Annotated in this window: 24 protein-coding genes and 1 tRNA gene; 9 read left to right on the forward strand and 16 right to left on the reverse strand. The window is 73.7% G+C overall.

The features are described 5' to 3' along the window. Window positions 1-118 precede the first annotated feature (118 nt). Window positions 119-1372 carry an FAD/NAD(P)-binding protein gene (locus D1781_RS14895; RefSeq protein WP_119482993.1) on the forward strand — a complete coding sequence of 418 codons (1254 nt, stop codon included), beginning with the start codon at window positions 119-121 and terminating at the stop codon, window positions 1370-1372. 103 nt (window positions 1373-1475) lie between these two features. Further along, entirely contained in the window at window positions 1476-1733 is a 258-nt protein-coding gene (locus D1781_RS14900) for a hypothetical protein (RefSeq protein ID WP_119483395.1), read from the forward strand. 3 nt (window positions 1734-1736) lie between these two features. Here D1781_RS14900 and D1781_RS14905 read toward each other — a convergent pair whose 3' ends face one another. Beyond that, window positions 1737-2417 carry a GOLPH3/VPS74 family protein gene (locus tag D1781_RS14905; protein ID WP_119482994.1) on the reverse strand — a complete coding sequence of 227 codons (681 nt, stop codon included), beginning with the start codon at window positions 2415-2417 and terminating at the stop codon, window positions 1737-1739. A gap of 116 nt (window positions 2418-2533) precedes the next feature. On the opposite strand from D1781_RS14905, the gene D1781_RS14910 reads away from it, so the two are divergent. Genes D1781_RS14910 through D1781_RS14925 form a run of 4 tightly spaced genes read left to right on the forward strand, consistent with a single transcriptional unit; the run spans window position 2534 to window position 5246 of the window. Then, window positions 2534-2893 carry a GntR family transcriptional regulator gene (locus D1781_RS14910; protein ID WP_199706631.1) on the forward strand — a complete coding sequence of 120 codons (360 nt, stop codon included), beginning with the start codon at window positions 2534-2536 and terminating at the stop codon, window positions 2891-2893. Further along, a complete protein-coding gene (locus D1781_RS14915; protein WP_119482996.1) occupies window positions 2890-3807 on the forward strand; it encodes an ABC transporter ATP-binding protein in 918 nt (305 codons plus the stop codon). The genes D1781_RS14910 and D1781_RS14915 overlap by 4 nt, the downstream gene beginning before the upstream one ends. Further along, window positions 3804-4517, forward strand: coding sequence for a hypothetical protein (locus D1781_RS14920; protein ID WP_119482997.1), 714 nt, complete (start codon window positions 3804-3806; stop codon window positions 4515-4517). Before D1781_RS14915 ends, D1781_RS14920 begins: the two co-directional genes overlap by 4 nt. Before the next feature lie 18 nt (window positions 4518-4535). Further along, entirely contained in the window at window positions 4536-5246 is a 711-nt protein-coding gene (locus D1781_RS14925) for a hypothetical protein (RefSeq protein WP_119482998.1), read from the forward strand. A 69-nt stretch (window positions 5247-5315) separates the two neighbouring features. Here D1781_RS14925 and D1781_RS14930 read toward each other — a convergent pair. The 4 genes from D1781_RS14930 to D1781_RS14945 all read right to left on the reverse strand — a co-directional run bounded on the left by D1781_RS14930 (window position 5316) and on the right by D1781_RS14945 (window position 8730). Next, a tRNA-Gln gene (locus D1781_RS14930) sits at window positions 5316-5387 on the reverse strand. 88 nt (window positions 5388-5475) lie between these two features. Then, complete coding sequence (locus tag D1781_RS14935; RefSeq protein WP_119482999.1) at window positions 5476-6429, reverse strand: cytochrome b/b6 domain-containing protein; 954 nt, start codon at window positions 6427-6429, stop codon at window positions 5476-5478. Beyond that, complete coding sequence (gene gltX, locus D1781_RS14940) at window positions 6426-7928, reverse strand: glutamate--tRNA ligase (protein ID WP_119483000.1); 1503 nt, start codon at window positions 7926-7928, stop codon at window positions 6426-6428. The genes D1781_RS14935 and gltX overlap by 4 nt, the downstream gene beginning before the upstream one ends. A gap of 31 nt (window positions 7929-7959) precedes the next feature. Beyond that, window positions 7960-8730: a fumarylacetoacetate hydrolase family protein gene (locus D1781_RS14945; protein WP_119483001.1), complete on the reverse strand. Its 771-nt coding sequence runs from the start codon at window positions 8728-8730 to the stop codon at window positions 7960-7962. A 142-nt stretch (window positions 8731-8872) separates the two neighbouring features. Here D1781_RS14945 and D1781_RS14950 point away from each other — a divergent pair, with 142 nt between their 5' ends. Beyond that, window positions 8873-9727: an Fpg/Nei family DNA glycosylase gene (locus D1781_RS14950; protein WP_119483002.1), complete on the forward strand. Its 855-nt coding sequence runs from the start codon at window positions 8873-8875 to the stop codon at window positions 9725-9727. A gap of 132 nt (window positions 9728-9859) precedes the next feature. On the opposite strand, the gene D1781_RS14955 is transcribed toward D1781_RS14950, so the two are convergent. The 8 genes from D1781_RS14955 to D1781_RS14990 form a co-directional block, all read right to left on the reverse strand. Continuing rightward, the gene (locus D1781_RS14955) at window positions 9860-10963 is read right to left on the reverse strand and encodes a branched-chain amino acid aminotransferase (RefSeq protein ID WP_119483003.1); all 1104 of its coding nucleotides are present in this window, start codon (window positions 10961-10963) and stop codon (window positions 9860-9862) included. Then, window positions 10960-12021, reverse strand: a complete 1062-nt coding sequence (locus D1781_RS14960; protein ID WP_119483004.1) for a 3-isopropylmalate dehydrogenase — start codon at window positions 12019-12021, stop codon at window positions 10960-10962. The genes D1781_RS14955 and D1781_RS14960 overlap by 4 nt, the downstream gene beginning before the upstream one ends. A gap of 98 nt (window positions 12022-12119) precedes the next feature. Continuing rightward, window positions 12120-13730 carry an APC family permease gene (locus D1781_RS14965; RefSeq protein ID WP_199706633.1) on the reverse strand — a complete coding sequence of 537 codons (1611 nt, stop codon included), beginning with the start codon at window positions 13728-13730 and terminating at the stop codon, window positions 12120-12122. Between the two features lie 132 nt (window positions 13731-13862). Next, complete coding sequence (serA, locus tag D1781_RS14970; RefSeq protein ID WP_119483005.1) at window positions 13863-15455, reverse strand: phosphoglycerate dehydrogenase; 1593 nt, start codon at window positions 15453-15455, stop codon at window positions 13863-13865. A gap of 236 nt (window positions 15456-15691) precedes the next feature. Continuing rightward, a complete protein-coding gene (locus D1781_RS14975) occupies window positions 15692-16858 on the reverse strand; it encodes a mannitol-1-phosphate 5-dehydrogenase (RefSeq protein ID WP_119483006.1) in 1167 nt (388 codons plus the stop codon). A gap of 43 nt (window positions 16859-16901) precedes the next feature. After that, window positions 16902-17246, reverse strand: a complete 345-nt coding sequence (locus tag D1781_RS14980) for a hypothetical protein (protein ID WP_119483007.1) — start codon at window positions 17244-17246, stop codon at window positions 16902-16904. Continuing rightward, on the reverse strand, window positions 17243-17665 hold the full coding sequence (locus D1781_RS14985) for a hypothetical protein (RefSeq protein ID WP_119483008.1): 423 nt from the start codon (window positions 17663-17665) through the stop codon (window positions 17243-17245). The genes D1781_RS14980 and D1781_RS14985 overlap by 4 nt, the downstream gene beginning before the upstream one ends. Then, entirely contained in the window at window positions 17662-18900 is a 1239-nt protein-coding gene (locus D1781_RS14990; RefSeq protein WP_233551380.1) for an MFS transporter, read from the reverse strand. Before D1781_RS14990 ends, D1781_RS14985 begins: the two co-directional genes overlap by 4 nt. A 28-nt stretch (window positions 18901-18928) precedes the next feature. Here D1781_RS14990 and D1781_RS14995 point away from each other — a divergent pair, with 28 nt between their 5' ends. Continuing rightward, window positions 18929-19243, forward strand: coding sequence for an ArsR/SmtB family transcription factor (locus D1781_RS14995; protein WP_233551382.1), 315 nt, complete (start codon window positions 18929-18931; stop codon window positions 19241-19243). A 9-nt stretch (window positions 19244-19252) separates the two neighbouring features. On the opposite strand, the gene D1781_RS15000 is transcribed toward D1781_RS14995, so the two are convergent. After that, window positions 19253-19648: a PPOX class F420-dependent oxidoreductase gene (locus tag D1781_RS15000; protein WP_119483010.1), complete on the reverse strand. Its 396-nt coding sequence runs from the start codon at window positions 19646-19648 to the stop codon at window positions 19253-19255. A 42-nt stretch (window positions 19649-19690) separates the two neighbouring features. Between D1781_RS15000 and D1781_RS15005 the strand changes: the two genes are divergently transcribed. Beyond that, window positions 19691-20086: a DoxX family protein gene (locus D1781_RS15005; protein WP_233551384.1), complete on the forward strand. Its 396-nt coding sequence runs from the start codon at window positions 19691-19693 to the stop codon at window positions 20084-20086. On the opposite strand, the gene D1781_RS15010 is transcribed toward D1781_RS15005, so the two are convergent. Beyond that, complete coding sequence (locus D1781_RS15010; RefSeq protein WP_119483011.1) at window positions 20076-21137, reverse strand: C40 family peptidase; 1062 nt, start codon at window positions 21135-21137, stop codon at window positions 20076-20078. The genes D1781_RS15005 and D1781_RS15010 overlap by 11 nt on opposite strands. A 358-nt stretch (window positions 21138-21495) precedes the next feature. Further along, a complete protein-coding gene (locus tag D1781_RS15015; protein ID WP_119483012.1) occupies window positions 21496-22626 on the reverse strand; it encodes a C40 family peptidase in 1131 nt (376 codons plus the stop codon). Window positions 22627-22904 lie beyond the last annotated feature (278 nt).

The raw sequence follows: 22904 nt of genomic DNA on the forward strand, positions 1-22904 counted from the left end.
AGGGCGGCCGGAGCCGCCTGCACCGCGCATCCGGAGCGCGCGGTGCGGGCGCAGCGATCCGTCGATTCGGCCGCTCGGGCGCGGCGTGATAGGCCGGAGCCGACGCGGAGGAGGCGGCATGACGCGGATGGTGGTCGTCGGCGGCGGCGCGAGCGCGGTGCTGACCGCGGCGGCGGCGACGCGGCACGAGGGCGTCGAGGAGGTCGTCCTCGTCGAGCGGTCCCCGCGGCCGGGCCCGGGGCTCGCCTACGGCGCGGCCGCGCCGCACCACCGCCTCAACTCCCCAGCGGGCCGGATGAGCGCGTGGGAGGACGACCCGGCGCACTTCCTCGCCTGGTCGGCCGGGACGACGGAGCCGCAGGGCGCCGCGGACTTCTCGCCGAGGCGGTTCTACGGGGACTACCTCGAGGCGGTGCTGCGGGCGCTGCCGCGGGTCCGGGTGGTCCGCGGGGAGGCCGTCGGCCTCGAGCGCGGCGTCGACCGCGCCGACACCCGGGTGCGCCTGGCGGACGGGGACGCGCTGCGCGCCGACGCGGTCGTGCTCGCCCTCGGCAACCCGCCGCCGTCGGGGCGCGCCGCGGACCTCGCCGCCGCCGGGACCCGCGTCGTGCGCGATCCGTGGGCGCCGGGCGCGCTGGACGGGCTGGGCCGCGACGTGCTGCTGATCGGCACGGGCCTGACGACGGTCGACGTCGCGACCTCGCTGGCCCGGGCCGACCCGGCGGTGCGACTGACCGCGACGAGCCGGCACCTCCTGCTCCCCCGGGTGCACCTGGACGAGCCGCAGCCCGCGGGCCCCGGCATCGCAGGAGAGCCGCGGCGGCTCGCGGACGTGATCCACGGGTTCCGCGACCGCCTCCGCGCCGCGGAGACGGCCGGGACCGCCTGGCAGGCCGAGGTCGACGGCGTCCGCCCGCAGGTCAACCGGCTGTGGGCGGCGCTCCCGAGCGCCGACCGGGTGCGCTTCGTGCGGCATGTGTCGCGGCACTGGGAGGTGCACCGGCACCGCATGAGCCCGGTCGTCGCGGCCGAGCTGCAGGCGCTGCTCGACGGCGGCCGGCTGGTCCTCGGTGCCCCGGTCGGCGCGTACGACGCCGTCGTCGACTGCACCGGTCCCCGACCCGTCGCCTCGCGCGGGTGGAACCCGCTCGTGGACGACCTCCTCGCGCGCGGCGCGGCCCGGCCGGACGCGCTCGGCATCGGGTTCGAAGTCGACGCCGAGGGACGGGTGCGGACGGCGTCCGGCGCGGTGGACGACCGGCTGCTGGTCGTAGGTCCCGCTCGCCGCGGGTCGCAGTGGGAGTCCACCGCGATCCCCGAGATCCGTGCCCACGCGACGGCCGTCGCGGGCGCCGTCGCCCGGCTCCGCTGACCCTCCTCCGTCCCCGCACCGCGAGCGCCGCCGATCGTCGAGCGCAGGCGGAACATGCGGCTGACCAGGAGCGTTGTACTCCTTGGAGCAGAAGGAGGACCCGATGAACGGTGATCGAGTCGAGGTCGTCGTCGACATGGGCGACGGCACGAGGACGTACGAGGTCGAGGCGACGCGGGCCGGCCGGCGGGTCGACGTGCGGACCGGGCGGGGCCTGGTCGAGGTCGTCGAGGTGACGCGCGGCGGCACGCCCGTGCGGACGGCGCGGTTCATGGCGCAGCGCGTCGTGGCGATGGTGGAGCACCCCGCCTCCGACGAGAGCGGCGCGGAGGAGGTCGTCACGCTGCACCGCGCGGCGTGAGCCTCAGCTCGTCGTCGCGACCGTGGTCGTGGCGATCACCGCGGTCGTGGTGACGGCGGTCACGGCCGCCTGAACGGCCTCGCGCACGGCGGCCGCCGCCCAGTCGCTCTCCGCGAGCGCGGCGACGCGGCGCTTCGCGTCGCGGGCGCCCGCGCCGCGCAGGTCGAGCACGGGCGCGAGCCGGTCCAGGGCCCCGAGGATGCCGGCGAGCGCGACAGAGCGCTCGTCCGGCGCCGCGCCGGCGACCACGACGGCGGCCAGCCGGTCGCGCACCGCCGCCTCGTGCGTCGACGCGGTCGCGGGCCAGCGGGTCCGCGGGAAGAGCCCCAGGACCCGGTCGTCGTGGCGCTCGAGCAGCCCGCGGCCGGCGAGGCGCTCGGCGAGGCGGTCCTCGAGGCCGTCGCCGACCCGTCCGGCGAGATCGGCCGCCGTCCGCGGCTTCTCGGCGATCAGGGCGCGGGCCGTCGCGAGCACGTCGTCGTCGACGGGCACCTCGGTGACCGCGACCTTCGGCGTGCGCCAGCGACTCGTCGCGGGTTCGACAACGACCGCTCCGCGCAGCGCGAGCTCGGCGAGCACGGCCGCGCCGAGCGGCACGCGGACGTCCACCCACATGGCGGGCGTCGTGCCCTTCTCGTCGTCGAGCAGGAGCAGCAGCAGGTCCTCGGCGATCAGCGTCTCCACGGCCCGCACGGTAGGGCGCTCGCATCGGAGCCGACTGCGGATCGCCGAGCAGGGCCTTGACAGCACGACGCGAGGTTCCTAGGTTCATTGGTCAAGTAATGAACCAGGGAGGCGCGGTGCTCACGGACGATCGTCCGATCTTCCAGCAGATCGCGGATCAGCTGGCCGACGGCATCCTCGCCGGCACGTACCCGCCCGGTGCGGCGGTGCCGTCGACCAACGAGCTCGCCGCGTTCCACCGCATCAATCCCGCGACCGTCGGCAAGGGCGTCAACGTCCTCGTCGACGCCGGCGTGCTCGAGAAGCGCCGCGGTCTCGGGATGTACGTCACGGAGGGCGCGCGCGAGCGCCTCCTCGCCGATCGGCGGGCGGCGTTCGCCCGCGACTTCGTCGCACCCCTGCTCGCGGAGGCCGGCTCGCTCGGCCTGCCGGTCGCCGAGGTGCACCGCATCATCGACCAGGAAGTGGAGCAATGACCGCATCCGCGATCCGGCTGACCGGCGTGAGCCGGCGGTTCGGCAGGACGACCGCCCTCGACGACGTGACGGCGGAGGTGCCCGCGGGCGTCGTCTGCGGCCTGCTCGGCCGCAACGGCGCCGGCAAGACCACGCTCATGTCGATCCTCGCCGGGCACGACCGCCCGTCGGCCGGCACCGTCGAGGTGCTCGGCAGCGACCCGTTCGAGCACGCCGACGTGATGGGCTCGATCAGCCTCATCCGCGACAACCAGCGCTACCCGGAGGACTTCAAGCTGAAGCACGTCCTCCGCGTCGTGCCCCGCTTCCACGAGCGGTGGGACGCGGAGCTCGCCGCCGAGCTGATCGACGCCTTCCGCCTGCCCTCCCGCACGACCGTGAAGAAGATGTCGCGCGGCCAGCAGTCGGGCCTCGGCATCGTGATCGGGCTCGCCTCCCGGGCGCCGCTCACCGTCTTCGACGAGCCCTACCTCGGGCTCGACGCGACCGCGCGCCGCGTCTTCGCGGACCGCCTGCTCGCGGCGCGGCTCGACGATGCGGCGGCGCGCACGATCGTGCTGTCGACGCACCTGATCGACGAGATGGAGCAGCTGCTCGACCACGTGGTCGTGCTCGACGGCGGCCGGCTGGTCCGCACGGGCACGACGGAGGAGGTGACCGCGGGCGCCCACTCGCTGAGCGGCGCGGCGGCGGCGGTCGAGCGGGTCGCCGCGGGGCGCACGCCGCTCAGCAGCCACCGCGTCGGCGGGCTGCTGTCGCTCGTGTTCGCCGGCGAGGCGCCCGCGGGGCTCGCCGAGGAGGCGGCCGCGGCCGGCGTGCAGGTCGCGCCGGTCGGGCTGCAGGAGCTGGTCGCGGCGTTCGGCGCGGGCGACGGGGCCGAGGTCCGGGCCGAGCGCGAGGGAGCGGCGGCATGAGCGCCGCGATGTCCGCGCCCGCGCGGCCGGCGTCGCCCGGCGACGTCGTGGCGCTCCAGTACGGCAACGCCTACCGGATGCTCGGCGTACCGCTCATCATCCTCGGCGCGGTCGTCGCGCTGACGGTGGCGATCTCGGTGATCGTGCTCCGCGCCGGAGGCGACCTCGGGAGGGCGGACTTCAACGCGAGCGTGCTGTACAGCGTGCTCGGCTACACGGTCGCGATCGGGGTGCAGAACGTCTCGTCGAGCTTCCCCTTCGCCCTGGCGCTCGGGTCGACCCGCCGCACGTTCGTGCTCGGGAACCTGGTGACCGCGCTCGCGCAGTCCCTGCTCGTCGCCGTGCTCTCGGTCGCGCTGCTCGGCGTCGAGGTCGCGACGCGGGGCTGGTTCATCGGCGCCTCGGCCTTCGGCTCCGTCCTGCTCGGCGACGGGGACCCGCTCGTGCTCGGCGGCGTCGTGTTCGCGACGATGCTCGGCGCGCTGAGCGTCGGCGGCGTCTTCGGCGCCTGCTGGATCCGCTTCGGCGCTCGCGGTCCGCTCGTGCTCTCCCTCGGGGCCGCCGTCGTGGTCGTCCTGCTGCTGCTCCCGCAAATCGTGGGCCTCGCCGCCGCCTTCCGCCCGTGGTGGATCGCCGTCGGCATCGCCGCCCTCATCGGCCTCGCCACGGTCGGCGAGTACCTGTTCCTGCGGCGCGCCAGCGTCCGCTGATCCCCGTCCGGAGTCCCCATGTCCACCACCGTCGCCCGGCCGGCGTCCCCCGTCGCCGTCCTCGCCCTCCAGTACGCCAACCCGAGCCGCATGGTCTCGATTCCGCTGATGATCCTCGGCGCCGTCGTCGTGGTGACGACCGGCATCGTGGTCGTCCTGGCGCGGTCGGGCGCCGACGGCGAGCTCCAGTCGAACGGGGCGATCATCTGGAGCCTCGTCGGCTTCATCGTCGCGATCGGCGTCCAGGCGGTCGCCGTGACCTTCCCGCTCGCCCTGGCCCTCGGCACCACCCGGCGGGCCTTCACCGCGGGCGTCCTGCTGACTGCCGTGCTCGAGTCGGCCCTGCTCACCGGGTCGGCGCTCGTCCTGCTCGGGCTGGAGGCGCTGACGGGCGGATGGTTCGTCGGCGCCCGGGTGCTCGGCGACGCGACGCTCGGCGGCGGGGACGCGCGGGCCCTCGTGGCGGTCATGTTCCTCGCCTCGCTGTCCGCGATCCTCGCCGGAGCGGCCTTCGGCGCCGCGTGGGTCCGGTTCGGCGCCCGCGGTCCGATGGTGCTGGGGCTCGCGATCGCCGCGGGCGCCGTGATCGCGCTGCTCGCGCTCGCGCCGGCCTTCGGCGCCGTGGGCGAGGCGTTCGAGCCGTGGTGGCTCGCCGTCGCGGCGGCGGTCGTCATCGCGGCGTCGACCGCGGGCACGTACCTGCTGCTCCGCCGGGCGGCCGTCCGCTGATCGTCCGGATCGTCCCGGGAACACGTCAGGCCCGCTGCTCCATCAGGAGCGGCGGGCCTGTTCGACGTGCTGGGGTACCTGGACTCGAACCAAGAACAACTGAACCAGAATCAGCCGTGTTGCCAATTACACCATACCCCATTGCAACCATCCGGTTGCGGGTGGACCCTGGTGCCGGGGCCGGTCGAAGAGTCTACCGGACGCGGAGGGCCGCTCGCTCCGCCACGCGCTAGCCGCGCGGACGCGGCGCCTTCGGCGGCCGGTGGAGCACAGTGCCGGTGAGCCCGGCGACGCGGCGCACGACCGGCGGACGGAGGGCGGCGACCAGCCCGCCGGTGAGCAGCAGCGAGACGACGAAGACGACGACGCCGACCCAGCTCTCGTCGTCCCGGACCGCGTAGATGTGGTTCAGGTTCCGGACCGCGCCCGTCGCGAGCACGAGGAAGACGTGCACGGCGGTGAAGGCGACGAGGAACCACATCGTCCACCAGTGGATCGTCTTCGCGGTGCGCAGCGGGAAGCGGGCGTCGAGGAACCGCAGCCGCGCCGCGAAGCCCGGCGCCGCGCGCAGGCCCGTCAGCACGGCGATCGGCCCCGCCACGTAGACGACGGCGAAGTAGCTCAGCTGCTGCAGCGCGTTGTAGTTCACCCAGCCGTTCTCGGTCGGCCAGGCGAGGGACGCGTACTGCAGCCCCGCGGACACCGCCTGCGGCACGACGGACCAGTCCGTCGGCACGATCCGCGCCCAGTGCCCCGACGCGGCGGCGAGGACCACGAACAGCACGCCGTTCAGCACCCACAGCGTGTCCGCGACGTAGTGCGACCACAGGTCGATCGCGATCCGGATCGGCGGGTTCGCCGTACGGATGCGGCCGTCGTTGCGCCGCGTCCAGAACGTGGTCGGCCGGCCGCCGCGATGGATCCGCCACCCGGACCGGACGGTGAAGAGGAGGAAGACGGCGTTCAGCCCGTGCTGCCACGCCGCCCAGGCGGGGAAGCCCTCCGGGGTGCCGTCGAGCCGCGGGGCCGCGCCCGGGAAGGCGCCCACGAACGCCTCCCCCGCGGGCGAGAAGCGGAGCAGCCGTGCCGCGATCACGACGAGGACGGCGAGGACCACCGCGCCCGCGACGAGCCAGGGCAGGCGGCGCCGCGTCCGTTCAGCGGGAGGGGCGCCGGTGCTCACGCGGCGAGCGCCGTGCGCAGCTTCCGGACGCGCGCGAGCGTCTCGTCGCGGCCGAGGATCGCGAGGGACTCGAACAGCGGCGGCGAGATCCGCCGCCCGCTCGTCGCGACGCGGACGGGGCCGAACGCGACGCGCGGCTTGAGGCCCAGCTCCTCGATCAGCGCGCCCTCGAGCGCGGCGCGCACCGACTCGACGCTCCACTCCCCCGCGGCGGCGAGCGAGACCTCCGCGGCCGCGAGCACCTCCTCCGCGTTCTTCGGCAGCGCTGCCACCGCGGCCTCGTCGAAGTCGAGCCGGTCGGCGGTCGTGAAGAAGGAGGCGAGCAGCTCGGGCGCCTGCCCGAGCAGCTGCATGCGCTCCTGCACGAGCGGCGTCAGCTCCCGCAGCAGCGCGAGCTGCTCCGCGGTCGGCTCCGCCGGCAGCACGTCGTGGACCTGGAGGTAGGGCACCATCCGGCTCGCGAGGTCGCCGGGCTCGAGGCGGCGGATGTGGTCGCCGTTGATCGACTCCGCCTTCTTCAGGTCGAAGCGGGCGGGGTTCGGGTTCACGTTCCGGATGTCGAACGCCTCGGCGAGCTCCGCCTGCGAGAACACGTCGCGGTCCGGCCCGATCGACCAGCCGAGCAGCGCCAGGTAGTTGAGCAGGCCCTCCGGGATGAAGCCCCGCTCCCGGTGGAGGAAGAGGTTCGACTCGGGGTCGCGCTTCGACAGCTTCTTCGTGCCGTCGCCGAGCACCAGCGGCATGTGGCCGAAGCGCGGCACCCACTGCGCGACGCCGATGTCGATGAGCGCGTGGTACAGCGCGATCTGGCGGGGCGTCGAGGGCAGCAGGTCCTCGCCGCGGAGCACGTCGGTGATGCGCATGAGCGCGTCGTCGACGGGGTTGACCAGCGTGTAGAGCGGGTGGCCGCCCGGGCGGACGACGACGAAGTCGGGGAAGGACCCGGCGGCGAAGGTGATCGGGCCGCGGATCAGGTCGTCGAACGACAGGTCCTCGTCGGGCACGCGGAGGCGCAGCGCGGGCTGCCGGCCCTCGAGGGCGTGCTGCGCGCGCTCCTCCGGGTCCCGCTCCCAGTTGCCGTAGCCCTGCTGCACCGGCCGGCCCTCGGCGCGGTTCCGCGCCTCGATCTCCTCGCCGGTCATGTACGACTCGTACAGGTGACCGGAGGCGGTGAGGCGCTCGATCACGTCGCGGTAGATCTCGCCGCGCTGCGACTGGCGGTACGGCCCGTCCGGACCGCCCTTCAGCACGCCCTCGTCCCAGTCGAGGCCGAGCCAGCCCAGCCCGTCGATGATCTGCTCGAACGACTGCTCGCTGTCGCGGGCGGCGTCCGTGTCCTCGATGCGGAAGACGAAGGTGCCGCCGGTGTGGCGCGCCTGCGCCCAGTTGAACAGGGCGGTGCGGACCAGCCCGACGTGGGGCAGACCGGTGGGCGAGGGGCAGAAGCGCACGCGGACGTCGGAGCCCGTGGCGTTCGTGAACGGATGGGCGGTCGACATGGCGATCGCCGAGTCTACCGAGACGCCGGCGTCAGCCCCGGGCCCGCGTCGGGTTCACGAGCCGGCCGATGGTGCCGATCTCGATCTCCACGCGCTGCCCGGGCTCGATCTCGAGGCGGCCGAGGGGGCTGCCGGTCAGGATCAGGTCGCCGGGGAGCAGGGTCCAGACGTCGGAGACGCGCGCGACGATCTCCGGGATCGACAGCACGAGGTCCCGCGTGTGCCCGGTCGAGCGCTCCTCGCCGTCGACGACGGTGCGGATGGGCACCCCGCGCGGGTCGAGGTCCGTCTCGATGAAGGGGCCGATCGGGCAGAACGTGTCGTAGCCCTTCGCACGGGCCCACTGCCCGTCGTCGAGCATCTGGTCGATCGCGGTCACGTCGTCGGCGATCGTGTACCCGAAGATCACCTCGTCGGCGTCCTCCTCCGGCACCCGCTTGGCGACGGCGCCGATGACGATGGCGAGCTCGCCCTCGTGGATGACGCGCCCGGGCACGGGCGGCAGCTGGATCGCGTCGCCGGGGCCGACGACCGAGGTGTTCGGCTTGAGGAAGATCACCGGGTCGGTCTTCGACCCGGCGGGCAGCAGCGCCTCCACGCCCGGGTAGTTGAGGCCGATGCCGACGACCTTCGACCGCGGGATGACGGGCGCGAGCAGGCGCGCCTCGGCGAGCGGGATCCGCTCCCCCGTCGTCTCGAAGCCCTGGAACATCGGGTCGCCGGCCAGGACGACGAGGTCCTCGTCGTCGACGATGCCGAACTGCGGGTCGCTGCCCCCGGACGTGAACCGCGCGATCTTCACCCCGGAACCCTACTCAGCCCGTTCTCTCCCCACATCCGGGGAACCGGCGCCGCAGCGCCCGGTTCCCCGGATGCGGGGAGGGAACCCGGGTGAACACTCCGGATCCAGCGCACGAACGGCCTGATCGGAGGAGAATCGACGCATGCCCGAGATGCCGGAGGTGCACGCCCTCGCCGACGACCTCGCCGAGCGGATGGTCGGGCACGCGATCGCCCGCTTCGACGTGCTGACGTTCTCCGCGCTGAAGACGTTCGACCCGCCGGCCACCGCGGTGATCGGGCTCGAGGTGCGGGACGTGACGCACTTCGGGAAGTTCCTCGACGTCGACCTCGGCGACCTGCACGTCGTGGTCCACCTCGCGAAGGCGGGGTGGATGCGCTGGTACGACGTCCTGCCGACCGCACGGAACCGCGTGATCGCGGCTCGCATCGGGCTCGACGACGGATCCGGGGTCCAGCTGACGGAGGCCGGGACGAAGAAGTCGCTGTCGATCTCGGTCGTGCGGAACCCGCTCGACGTGGAGCGCGTGGCCACGCTCGGCCCGGACCCGCTCGACGACGCGTTCACCGTGGAGCGCTTCGCGGAGGTGCTCGCGGCGGCCGGGAAGGCGCAGATCAAGGGCGTGCTCCGCGACCAGGCGCGCATCGCCGGAATCGGCAACGCCTACTCGGACGAGATCCTGCACGCCGCGAAGATGTCGCCGTTCAAGCCCGCCGCGATGCCGCCGGAGGACGTCGAGCGCCTCTACGACGCGATGCGCACGACGCTCGCCGATGCGATCCGTCGCTCGCAGGGCCTCCACATGGCGGACCTGAAGGGCGAGAAGAAGGCGGGCATGCGGGTGCACGGCCGCACCGGCGAGGCCTGTCCCGTCTGCGGTGACACGATCCGGCAGGTGCGCTTCGCCGACAACAGCCTGCAGTACTGCCCGACCTGCCAGACCGGCGGCAAGCCGCTCGCCGACCGCGCCCTGAGCCGCCTCGGCATCACGCTCTGATCGCGCCGGCTCGCCCCGCTGGACGAGTCGGCCGCCCGCTCCGGTGGTTGAGCCGGGCAGGGCAGGAGCACATCGCTCACGCTTCTGGACGCGCGCGCGGCGCTTCGGCGTCCAGAAGCGTGAGCGGAGCTCTCAGGCGAGGCGGTGCATCCAGCCGTGGTGGTCGGGGCGGCGGCCGTACTGGATGTCCGTCAGCTCCTCGCGGATGCTCATCGTCAGCGCGCCGGGCTCCGCGTCGGGGGCGCCGATCTCGAAGTCGCGGGCCTTCAGCCGACCGATCGGCGTGATCACCGCGGCCGTGCCGCACGCGAACGCCTCGACGATCTCGCCGGACTCCACGCCGCTGCGCCACTCGTCGATCGCGAAGCGGCGCTCCTCCACGACGTGGCCGCGCTCCTCGAGCAGGCGGATCACGGAGGAGCGCGTGATGCCCTCGAGGATCGTCCCGAGCTCCGGGGTGACGACACGGCCGTCGCGGTACACGAAGAAGACGTTCATGCCGCCGAGCTCCTCGACGTACGTGCGCTCCTCCGCGTCGAGGAACAGGACCTGCTGGCAGCCCTGCTCGTACGCCTCCGCCTGCGGCAGCAGGCTGGCGGCGTAGTTGCCACCGGTCTTCGCCGCGCCCATCCCGCCGCGCCCCGCTCGCGACCAGTCCTCCGACAGCCAGATCGAGACGGGCGCGATGCCGCCCGAGAAGTAGGCGCCGGCGGGCGACGCGATGACGTGGAAGTCGACGCCGTGCGCGGGCCGCACCCCGAGGAACGCCTCCGACGCGATCATGAACGGGCGCAGGTAGAGGCTCGTCTCGAGCGCGCCGGGCACCCACTCCTTGTCGATCCGCACGAGGTGCTCGATCGCGGCGACGAACGCGGCCTCCGGCAGCTCGGGCAGGGCGAGGCGGCGGGCGGAGCGCTGCAGCCGCTCGGCGTTCGCCTCGGGCCGGAACGTCCAGACGGAGCCGTCGGCCCACCGGTACGCCTTGAGGCCCTCGAAGATCTCCTGCGCGTAGTGCAGCACCGCGGCGGCGGGGTCGAGGACGAGCGGGCCGTACGGCTTCACGACGGCGTCGTGCCAGCCCTCGGCCTCCGACCAGGCGATCGAGACCATGTGGTCGGTGAAGTGCTTGCCGAACCCGGGGTCGGCGAGGATCGCCTCCCGCTCCGCCTCGGCGCGCTTCGCGGGCGACGGCGTCGTGTCGAACGGGAGGGAGAAGGCGGTGGTCGTGTCGGTCATCGGTGCTCCAGGGAGGGGAGGGCGGCGCGCACCGCGCTGCCGATCTCGGTCGTCGTCCGGGCCGCTCCGCCGCGGGCGGCGAGGTCCGCGGTGACGGCCGCGGTGATCCGGTCCGCCGCGGCGCCGAGGCCGAGGTGGTCGAGCAGCAGCGCGGTGGAGAGGATGGCGGCTGTGGGGTCGGCCTTCCCGGTGCCGGCGATGTCCGGCGCCGAGCCGTGGACCGGCTCGAACATCGAGGGGAAGGCGCCGCTCGGGTTGATGTTCCCCGATGCCGCGAGACCGATGCCGCCGCTGATCGCGCCGGCCAGATCGGTGAGGATGTCGCCGAAGAGGTTGTCCGTGACGACGACGTCGAACCTAGCAGGGTCGGTCACGAGGAAGATCGTCGCCGCGTCGACGTGGAGGTAGTCGACCGCGACGCCCGGGAACTCGGTCGCGACCGCATCGACGGTCCGCTTCCAGAGCGAGCCGGCGAACGTCAGCACGTTCGTCTTGTGCACGAGCGTCAGCTTCGAGCGCCGGCCCGCGGCCTTCTCGAACGCGTAGCGGACCACGCGCTCCACGCCGTAGGCGGTGTTGACGCTCACCTCGTTCGCGACCTCCGCCGGCGTGCCGACGCGGATCGCGCCACCGTTGCCGACGTACGGCCCCTCGGTCCCCTCGCGCACGACGACGAAGTCGACGGCGCCCGGGTCCTTCAGCGGGCTCTCGACGCCGGGCCAGAGCACGGTCGGCCGGAGGTTGACGTAGTGGTCGAGCGCGAAGCGGAGCTTCAGCAGCAGGCCGCGCTCGATGTTCGCGTCCTTCAGCCGCGGGTCCCCCGGCACGCCGCCGACGGCGCCGAGCAGGATCGCGTCGTGCGCCGCGATCGCGGCGAGCTCGTCGTCCGGCAGCACGTCCCCGGTCGCGAGGTACCGGTCAGCGCCGAGCGAGAACGCGGTCGTCTCGATCACGGCCTCGTCGCCGACGGCCGCGTCGAGCACCTGCAGCGCCTCCCCGATGACCTCCGGACCGATCCCGTCGCCGCCGATGACCGCGAGACGGATGGTGCGCGCCACTGAGACTCCTTGCTGCCGAGGGATCCCAGGCTACAAGCGTCCGTTTCGAAGGAGTTCCTGCGCGTCGACGGCAGGAACTCCTTCAAAACGGACGCAGGTCAGTCGAGGACGCGGTTCGGGTCGCGGACCGGCTGCCCCTCGACGTACGGGGCGCGCGGGATGACCCGACCGCTGAAGAACGCCCGCCCGCGACGCCAGTACAGCGCGATCAGCACGAAGCCGACGAGCAGGCCGACGATGCCGACGACGGCCGTGGCGCCGATGCCGAAGATCGTCACGTTGCCGCCGTCGTCGTCCGTCAGCCAGTCCGGCAGGGCATACTGCTGCACCCCGTACACGAAGATCACCGCGAGGAAGGCCGCGCCGAGGAAGGGGAACAGGCCGCGGAACACGAAGTTCCGCGGGCTGGTCAGCAGCGTGCGGCGGTAGAACCAGACGCAGGCGAGCCCGGTGAGGCCGTAGTAGAACGCGATCATCAGGCCGAGCGAGCCGATCAGCGCGGCCAGCAGGTTCTGGCTGATCAGCGTGAACAGCAGGAAGAACGCACAGGAGGCGATCCCCATCCCGATCGTCGACCAGGTCGGCGTGAGGAACCGCGGGTGCATGCGCGCGAAGGCGGCCGGCATCGCCTTGTGGACGGCCATCGACAGCGACGTGCGGGCGGTCGGGAGGATCGTGGTCTGCGTCGAGGCGGCCGCCGAGGTGAGGATCGTCGCGGCGAAGAGCACCTGCAGGACGTGCCCGATCGCGCTGCTGCCGAACACCTCCGGCGCCATGGCGCTGAAGACGTCGTCGACGTTGGCCGGGTTGCCGAGGCCGACGCCCTTCGTCCCGACGCCCGCGAACGAGATCGTCGCGACCGTGACGAGCAGGTAGGTCGCGAGCAGCAGCACGGTGGAGAGGACCGCGGCGCGGCCGGGCGTCCTCCCCGGGTCCTTCGTCTCCTCGTTCACCGCGACGGCGCTGTCCCAGCCCCAGTAGATGAAGATCGCGGTCAGCAGGGCCGGCGCGAGCACGTTCGCGAAGTCCATGCCCATCGGGTTGAACCAGCTCCAGTCGAACGGGATGGAGTACGACTCCCCCTGGCCGGTGCCGACGCGGATCAGCGCGGTGAGCGCGAAGACGAGCAGCAGGACGAGCTCGAAGCCGAGCAGCGCGTACTGCATGCGCGCCGAGATCTCGATGCCGCGGTAGCAGATCCAGGTCATCAGGGCGATCCACAGAAGGCCGAGGATCGTGGAGGCCCACACGTTCGCGCCGAGCGCGGCGACCGCGGGGAGGCCGAAGCCGCCGATGAACACGAACGTGTACTGGCCGGCGATGTAGGCGAGGTTCGCCATGACGATGACGTCGGCGATGATGATCGCCCAGCCGCCCATCCACCCGGTGACCGCACCGAACGCGCGCGTGGCCCACGTGAACGTGGTGCCGCAGTCCGGGTCCGTCTGGTTCAGCTCCTTGTACGCCTGCGCGATGAAGTACATCGGGATGAACGCCAGGATGATGACGGCCGGGGACTTCAGGCCGGCGAGCAGGTCGCCGCCGCCCGTCGCGACGATGAACCCGAGGCTCGCGGCGAGGCTGTACGCCGGGGCCGTGGAGGCCGTGGCGACGACGACCGAGCCGACGAGCCCGATCGCCCCCTTCTTCAGCCCCTTGTCCCCGGCCCGGGACTCCTGCGCGACGGTGGTGATGAGCGGTTCGGACACTGCGCCTCCAAACACCCCCGGCCGCGACGATGCACCCGGGGAACGATCCGGCGCGAGCCTAGCCCTGTCGAGGTTTCCGACGGATCACGCCACCTGGCGACCTCATGACCGCCGATCCCGGCGGTCGCGGGGTCATTCCGCGACGAGATCGATGGCGACGAGGCGGGAGGCGTCGATGCGCGCGCGGATGTCGTCGAGCACGTCGGCCGGCGCCTCCGAGTCGATCGTCAGCACGCTGAGCGCGGTGCCGCCGGCGACGTCCCGCGCGATCTGCATCGCGGCGATGTTCACGCCGGCCTCGCCGAACGCGGAGCCGTACTGCGCGACGATGCCGGGCCGGTCCGTGTAGGTGAACACGACGTGGTGCGCGGCGATCGGCACCTCGACGTCGTAGCCCTCGATCCCCGTGATCTTCGCGACCTGCTTCGGGCCGGTCAGCGTGCCCGACACCGAGTGCGTCGCACCGGTCGTCGTGGCGCCGCGGAGGGAGATGACGTTGCGGTAGTCGGTGCTGGCCGCGTCCGTGATGAGGCGGACCTGGATCCCGCGCTCCTCCGCGAAGAGCGGGGCGTTGACGTACGAGACGTTCTCGGTGAGCGTCCGCACGAACAGGCCCTTCAGCGCCGCGAGCTTCAGGACGCTGACGTCGTACTCGCTGAGCTCGCCGCGGACCTCGACGTCGAGGGTCGCGATCGGGCCGTCGGCGAGCGCGGCGAAGACCTGGCCGAGCTGCTCGACGAGCGGGATGCCGGGGCGCACGTAGGGGTCGATCACGCCGCCCGCGACGTTGACCGCGTCCGGAACGAGCTCGCCGCCCAGCGCGAGGCGCACGCTGCGGGCGACCGCGACGCCCGCCTTCTCCTGAGCCTCGTCGGTCGAGGCGCCCAGGTGCGGGGTGACCTGCAGGTTCGGCTGCGCGACGAGCGCGGGGTTCTTCGGCGGCTCGGAGACGAACACGTCGAGGGCCGCGCCCGCGATCAGGCCGGCGGCGAGGGCGCGCTCGAGCGCCTCCTCGTCGATGATGCCGCCGCGGCTCGCGTTCACGATCCGCAGCGACGGCTTCGCGACCGCGAACTCCGGGTCGCCGATCAGCCCGGTGGTCTCCGGCGTCTTCGGGATGTGCACGGTGACGAAGTCGGCCGTGCGCATCAGGTCGTCGAGCGGCAGCAGCTGGACGCCGAGCTGCTGCGCTCGCGCCGGGGTCACGTAGGGGTCGTAGGAGACGAGCGTCACGCCGAACGGGGCGAGGCGCTGCGCGACGAGGGTGCCGATGCGGCCGAGACCGACGATGCCGACCGTCTTCTCGTAGAGCTCGACGCCCGTGAACTTCGAGCGCTTCCACTCCCCCGCCTTCAGCGAGGCGTGCGCCTCGGGCAGGTGGCGAGCGAGGCCGAGGAGGTGCGCGATGGCGAGTTCCGCCGCGGAGACGACGTTCGACGTCGGCGCATTCACCACCATGACGCCCGCCTTCGTCGCGGCCGGGATGTCGACGTTGTCGAGGCCGACGCCCGCGCGGGCGACGACCTTGAGCCGGGATCCGGCGGCGATCGCCTCGGCGTCGACCTGCGTCGCGGAGCGCACGAGCAGCGCGTCCGCGTCGGCGAGCGCCGCGAGGAGCGCGGGCCGGTCGGTGCCGTCGACGTCGCGGACGTCGAAGTCGGGGCCGAGGGCGGCGACGGTGGCGGGAGAGAGCTGCTCGGCGATCAGCACGACGGGCTTGGTCACGGTCCAGCAGCCTAGCGACGCTCGCGCGAGGGGGCTTCGTCGTCGTCATGCGGCGACTTCGCCGCTGGTCGAGGTGCGAGCGGAGCGAGCCTCGAGACCACCGGGACCACGAGATCGCGCGCGATGGCTCCGACACGGGCGCGAAGCTCCCGGCTCAACCAGCGGGCTGATCCGGCGCCCGCCCCGATGGTCGAGGTGCGAGCGCAGCGAGCCTCGAGACCACCAGCACTCGGCGGCTACCGCGAGGAGGCTCCCTGGAACAGCTCCAGCAGCTCCGCGAACAGCGGGTGGCCCGGCTCGACGCCCGTCACCACGGTGACGGCGCCGTCCGGCTCCTCCTCGCGGAGGATGCGCTGCAGCTCCACGCTCTCCGGGTCCTCGGGGACGTCGAAGCGGAGCGCGACCGCGACGCCGCGGAGCAGCGCCTCGTGCGGGAGCCCGCGCTCGGCGAGCTGCGACGCGGGCCCGATGAACCGCTCGGCGCGGCTGAGCTTGCGCAGCGGGCCGCGGCCGACGCGCTCGACCGTGTCCGGCAGCTCCGGGTTGGAGAGCCGGTCGAGGATCTTCCGTCCGTAGGCCGCCTGCTCCGCCTCGTCGAGGCCGAACTTCGCCACGAGCAGGGAGCGCGTCTCGCCGATCGCCGCCTCCACCTCGCTGCGGATGGCCGGGTCGGTGATGGCGTCGGTGATGGAGCGGATGCCGCGCGCGAAGCCGTGGTAGGCCGCGGTGGCGTGCCCGGTGTTGACCGTGAAGAGCTTCCGCTCGATGAACGGCGCGAGGTCGTCGACCCAGTGCACGCCGACGATCTCCGGCGGCTCGCCGCCGAACGGGGTGCGGTCGATGACCCACTCGTGGAACGGCTCGAGCACGACGTCGAGGCCCGCGTCCGGCGCCTGCGCCGGCACGATGCGGTCGATCGCGGTGTTCGCGAAGGCGGCGACGGCGTCGAGCCGGTCGGCGTCGGCCTCGGGCAGCGCGGCGCGCACCTCCGCCTCGAGCAGGTCCGTCGCGTTGATGGCGTTCTCGCACGCGAAGACCGCGATGCGACGGCCCTCGATCGCGTCCTCGCCGATCTCGATCCGGCGCTCGATCCCGCGGGCGATCACCGGCGCGATGAACGGCAGGACGCGCGGGCCGACGGCGGTCGTGACGACGTCGGCGGTCGCGATCTCGTCGACGAGCCGCGCCTCGTCCGTCCGGCTGTTGATCGCGCGGAAGTCGGTGACGACGCTCGTCCGGCCGCCCTCGCCGATCTCCGTGACCGTGTACGAGTCGGCGGCGTCGAGCGCGTCGATCAACGCGTCGCTCACGTCCGCGAAGACGACCTCGTACCCGCTCTCGTGCAGGAGCTCCCCGACGAAGCCGCGGCCGATGTTCCCGGCTCCGAAGTGCACCGCTTTCATGGCGCCGACGCTATCGCGCCCGGCCGCGGCGGCGCCGGGAGGATCAGAGGGCGCCGATGACGCCGAGGAAGAGCGCGTACTGGCTGAGGGAGAGCGCCTCGGAGACGCAGAGCGCGAGCAGCAGCAGGAGGGCGAGCGGCAGGAGGGCGCGCCGGCGCCCGACCACGAGCGCCGCGATCCAGCCGACCACGGGGATCGCGATGCCGCCGACGAGCAGGATCCAGGCGGTCGCGGTCAGCTGGCCGCCGGCCGCGGTGGCGAGGCCGATCCACGCGAGCAGGTTCGAGATCGCGCCGAAGGCCTGCCACCCGAAGGCGAGCAGGAAGAGGGCGGCGACGAGGACCCGGGGCGCGAGCCGACCGCGCCGCACGGGCACGACGGCGCTCACGCGGCGGCCAGGATCGCGGGCCACGGCACGAGCAGCAGCGCGCCGAGCAGCAGGAGGGCGAGCCGGCGGGACGGGAGGCGCACCCGCAGCGCGACGACGACGTACCAGACGAGCGGCGCGGCGATCGCGAGCACCCGCCCGGCCAGGTTGAGGACGAACGCCAGGACCTCGACCGGGGTGCCCGCCCCCGGCGTCAGCGACGCGGCGATCTGCGTCTCGAACGCGCTGCGGATCCAGAACGCCGTCTCGATCACCGCGACGCCGCCGAGCACGCCGACCAGGAGCAGGGCGAACCCGCCGCCGGACGCGGTGCGGCCGTCCTCGGCGCGGTCGTCGATCAGCGGCGCGGGGCGCCTCGGTGCGGCGAGCGCGTCGTCGCCGTCCCAGGAGAGGGCGTCCTCGTCGCTCGGATCGGTCATCGTCCGTCGATCCTGCCGCATGGCCGGGGCGGCCCCGCGCGGTCAGGCCGTGACGGCGCGGCCCGCGCCGCGGACGCGCAGCCCGGCCGCGAACACCAGCAGGGCGAGCAGGGCGGCCCCGCTCCGGCGAGCGGGACCGCGGTCGGACCGGAGGCGAGCGCCGCGCCGCCGACGACGGGCGCGAGGCCGATCCCGATGTACATCGCCGTCGAGTACCACGACAGCACGATGCCTGCGGCGGCGGGCTCGAGGCCGACGAGTCGCGCCTGCACCGGCACGACGACCGCGAACGCGGTCACGCCCCAGAGGGCGAAGACGGGCAGGTCGAGCAGGTAGGAGGCGGCGCCGACCGCGAGCAGGCCGAGCACCAGCACCTGCCCGAGCAGCGCGCCGAGCGCCACGGGCGCGCTCCCCCGCCGGTCCGTGAGCCGGCCGGCCAGCATCGTCCCCGCGATCCCGGCGACGCCGTAGACGAGCAGCAGCAGCGCGAGGAGCACCCCGCTGCCGCCGGTCGCCGCCGCGGTGACGGCGGAGCTGTAGATGTAGACGATGTTGAAGCTGGCGGTGGCGAGCACCATGGCGCCGAGCGCGAGCAGGACGCGGCCGTCGGCGAGGGGCGCGAACCGGGCCGCGAGGCCGATCCGCGGCGGCTCGGGCAACCGGCGCACGAGGAGCGCGACGGCGCCCGCGAGCACGACGGCGAGCCCGGCGAGCACGCCGAGCGACAGCCGCCAGCTCCCGAGGGAGCTGAGGGCGGTGCCGAGCGGCGACCCCACCGCGGACGCGAGGGTGAAGCCGAGCCCGGCGATGGCGAGCGCACGGCCGCGGAACGCCGGCGGCAGCACCGAAGGTGCGGCGGCGGTCGCGGCCGGCACCAGCACGGCTCCCCCGACGCCGGCGACGTTCCGGCCGACGAGGAAGGGCGCGAACGCCGTCGCCGCGGTGGCGAGCACCGTGCCGAGCCCGACGAGCAGGATGCCCGCGCTCAGCACGGCGACCCGCGGCACGCGGGCGAGCGCGATGGACGCGGCCGGGGCTACCACGGCGACGACGATCGCGTACGCGGTGATGGAGACGCCGACCGTCTGCGGCGTCACGCCGAGGTCGTGGGCGACCTCGGGCAGCAGCCCGGCGATCACGAAGCCGTTGGTCGCGACGACGAACAGGCACGCCGCGAGGAGGCCCAGCCGGAGGCGGAGCGCGCCGGGGATGCGGTATCGTTCGATGTCGGTCATACAGTCAGCCTAGGAAACAGTTCGATCCATGTCAAACAGTTTGCCGGAGTACCCGACGCCCGACCTCGCCGAGGTCGAGCTGGTCGACGTGCTCCGCGCGCTCGCCGACCCGATCCGCCTGCAGATGCTGCGGGTGCTGGCGGACGGCGTGCCGCACTCGAAGAGCCCCGCCGAGTGGGGCTTCGACGTGCAGAAGTCGACCATGTCGCACCACTTCCGCACGATGCGCGAGGCCGGCCTGACCGAGACGCGCATCGACGGGCGGACGCACACCATCCGCCTGCGCCGCTCGGAGCTCGACGAGCGCTTCCCGGGCCTGGTCGCCTCGCTGCTCACCGACTGAACCGGCCCGTCACGCGTCGGTGATCCGGAGGACCACCTCCCCCGGCCCCTTGCCGCGGGTGAGCAGCCGCTCGACCCACCGGTAGAGCACGAACTGCACGCCGTACTTGCGGCGGTGCCCCGCGAGGAGCCGCTCCTGCTCGCCGGCGTCGTCCACGAGCTCGGCGACGCCGTGCACCACGGGGGCCCCTGGCCGCACGCGCCCGCGCACGTCGCTCTCCCGCAGCTCGACGCGCGGGTCGCGGCGCAGCCGCTTCGCCTTGCCGGTGCCCGCACCGGTGAGGACGACGAGCGCGTCGTCGGCCGGGGCGATCCAGACGGCGGTGGCGACCCCGACGCCCGACTTCCGGAAGGTGGTGAGCGAGACGTAGCGGCGGGTGCCCGCGGCGCGGAGCTCGGGACTCATGCGCTCACGGTACGCGCGGCCGGGTGTGATCGGCTGTTCGGCGTGATCCGACCCGCCACCGCCGTCCGCATCGTCATGGTCGGGGCGCTCTCCGGCATGGGCGCGCTGCACTTCGCGCCCCGCTCCGCGCGGACGATGGCGGCGATCGTGCCGCCGCGCCTGCGCGACCGGCCCCTGTCCGCCGAGCGCCTCGTGCAGCTGACCGGCGTGTGCGAGCTCGCGGGCGCGGCCGGCCTGGTCCTTCCCCGGACCCGGCCGGCCGCCGCCGTCGCGCTCATCGCCTTCTACGTCGCGGTCTTCCCCGCGAACGCGTACGCCGCGCGGCACCCGGAGCGGTTCGGGCCGGTCGCCGTCCCCTTCTGGCCCCGGCTTGCGGGGCAGGTCGGCATCGCGGCCCTCACCGCGTTCGCGGCGACGGGCGGTCGCGTCAGCCGGTGAAGCGGGCCACCACCGGCGCGAGGTCGCCGGTGCGCACGGCGATCTCGCGCACGTTCCGGCCCGGCATCGGCGCCTCGATCATGTTGCCGCTGCCGGAGTAGATGGCCACGTGGTAGTAGTCGCCGCTGCCGTAGAAGAGCAGGTCGCCCGGCTGCGCGCTGCTGTAGGGCAGGAGCAGGCCCTTGCTCGCGGCGAGCCGGTACTGCACGTTCACGCCGTGACCGCCGATGTTGCGGCCGACCGAGGCGAACGCGCCCATGGTGAGCCCGGAGCAGTCCCACGAGCTCGGGCCCGCCGCGCCGAAGACGTACGGCTCGCCGATCTGCGCGCGGGCGAAGGCGAGCACCTTCTGCGCGACGGAGGCGTCGGACGGGAGGTCCTTGTACGCCTGCTTGTTCGCGGCGTTCGAGCCGGGCGAGCGCTGCTCCTCCGCCTTCGCGACGAGCAGCCGCGCGGCGTCGGACGTCTTCTTCGCCTCGGCGTAGAGCCGCTTCGCGTCCTTCGCCTCGTTCTCGGCGTCGGTCGCGGCGAGCTCCGCCTGCTGCTGCAGGTCGTCGGCCTGGGACTGGTCGCGCTTCGCGTCCTCGGACAGCTGGGCCGTGTCGGAGGTGAGCTCGCTCATCCGGCTGAGGTGGTAGAGCTTCTCGCTCGCACCGGTGCCCGACAGCAGCACGTCGGCGGTCTGGCCGATGGACCCGCCCGTGCGGGCGAGCTGCGCGGCGACGGTGGCCGCCCGAGCGCGGGAGCGCTGTGCGATGACGGCGGCGCGGTGGGCGGCGTCGCCCAGGTCGTCCGCGCGGCGGTCGGCCGCGTCGCTCGCCTGCTTGGCCTTCAGGTAGGCCTCGCCGGCCTTCTCGGCGGTGCGGCCGGCGGCCTCCGCCTTGCCCCGCAGCACGGGGATGCAGGACTCGAGCGCGTGGCCCTTCAGCTTGGCGACGTCGTCGCAGCGGCCGTTCGCGGCGGATGCGGTCGTGACGCCGGAGACGGCGATGGCGCCGGCGACGAGGGCGGTGATCGTGAGTCCTGCGGTGGTCCGGGCTCTTCTCGGCACGGGGGTTCCTCCTGTTGTCGCACCGCGATGGCCGTGGGGGTACGGCTCCAGGGCCCGTCGGAGCGCGCGAAGGACAGGGGTAGGCGGTGCGCGCAGCGGGACGACGGGGTGGTCGCGATGTCGTGGCCGCGCTTGGGGCGGCGGGCCGCGGGCGAAGGTAGCAGCGACGGCGGGCCGTCGCACACCCTGGGCGTTATCGGAACGTGATCCGAGCGCGGCGTGTCGGTCCCCGACGGGAGGCCATCGGTGCGCTAGTGCCCTGGAAAACCCCGGTCAGCGCGCGGATTCGTTGACGTCGCAACCGGCCGGCGAGAAGGTTCGCGCGCGAACCGCTGCGCTTCCGCTTCGCGGAAGCGCGTCAGCCGAAGTGCGCGGCGCTGCCGACGAGGTCGCCGGTGCGCACGGGCGCCTGCCGGACGGTCGAGCCCGGGTACGGGGCCTCGATCATGAGCCCGTTGCCGGCGTAGATCGTGACGTGGTACATGTCGCCGCCGCCGTCCGTGTAGAACAGCAGGTCGCCGGGCTTCGCGTCCTTCATCGGGACGAGGTCGCCCTGGGCTGCGGCCTTCCGGTACTGCGCGGTGGCGGAGTGGATGCCGATGGAGATCCCGGCCTTCGCGTACGCGGTCAGCGTGAGGCCGGAGCAGTCGTAGGAGGAGGGCCCGGCGGCGCCGAAGACGTAGGGCTTGCCGATCTGCGACATCGCGAACCGGACGACGCGCGAGCCGACCGATCCGCCCTGCGAGGCCGCGTCGTCGGACGGCAGGCACGCGCCGACGGGCGAGGAGCCCACGTCGCCGCAGACCGCGTCGGGGTCCTCGCTCGCGCCGAGCAGCGCCCGCTGCTCGGCGAGGGCCGCCTCGACGTCCTGCTTCGCGCTCGCGGCCTCCTTCTTGGCGGCCGCGTAGGCCTTCGCCGCCTTGTCGGACGCCGTCTTCGCCGCGGTCGCCTTGTCCTCGGCGACCCCGCGGAGCCGCTCGGCCTCCGCCTGGTCGGCCTGGGCCTGGTCGAACAGCAGCTGGCTCTGCACGGACAGCTGGCTCGTGGTGGAGAGGCCGCCGAGCACACCCTGCGCGGTGCGACCGTTCAGCAGCAGGTCGAGCGGGAGGGTGCCCATGTTCGTGCGCGCGAGCTGCGCGGCGACGGCGGAGGCACGGGTCTTGGAAACCAGTGCGGTGGCGGCGGCCTCGTCGGCGGCGGCCTGCGCCTGCTCGAGCGCCTGCTGGGCGTCGTCGGCGGCGGCCTTCGCGTCGTGGGCCTTCTCCCCGGCCTTCTGCGCCGTCTCGCCCGTGGTCTCGGCGACGCGCTGGAGCGCGACGATGCGCTCCGCGAGCGCCCGCACCGCGGGGTCCGGCTTCGGGGTGGCGGTGACGGAGGGCGAGGGGGTCGGCGACGGCGGGTCGGCGAGCGCGACGGCCGGCGTGCCGAGCACCAGCGCTGCGGACAGGAGCGCGGCTGCTGCGCCGCGCGCTCGGTTCGCTGATGCCATCGGGAGTCCTCCCGCGGGCAGCGCGGCGCGGAGCAGGGCCCCACGCGTGCGTTCGGGGTGCCCGCGCGTGTTCATCGGCCGACGGTCGGGTGGCCGCCGATGGCGCAGACGCTAGCAACCCGGGCTGGGAACCGCGACACACCGGGGAGGATCCGGCGGATCCGGTCCCCGTCCGGGTACACCGCGTCCCCCGTCCGGCCCCGAGCGGGCCCGGAGACGCCGACAGGCCCCTGGAGTCCTCCAGGGGCCTGTCGGCGTGACGCGGGCGCGCCTCCGTG

It is taken from the genome of Amnibacterium setariae (assembly GCF_003581425.1).
Lineage (GTDB): Bacteria > Actinomycetota > Actinomycetes > Actinomycetales > Microbacteriaceae > Amnibacterium > Amnibacterium setariae.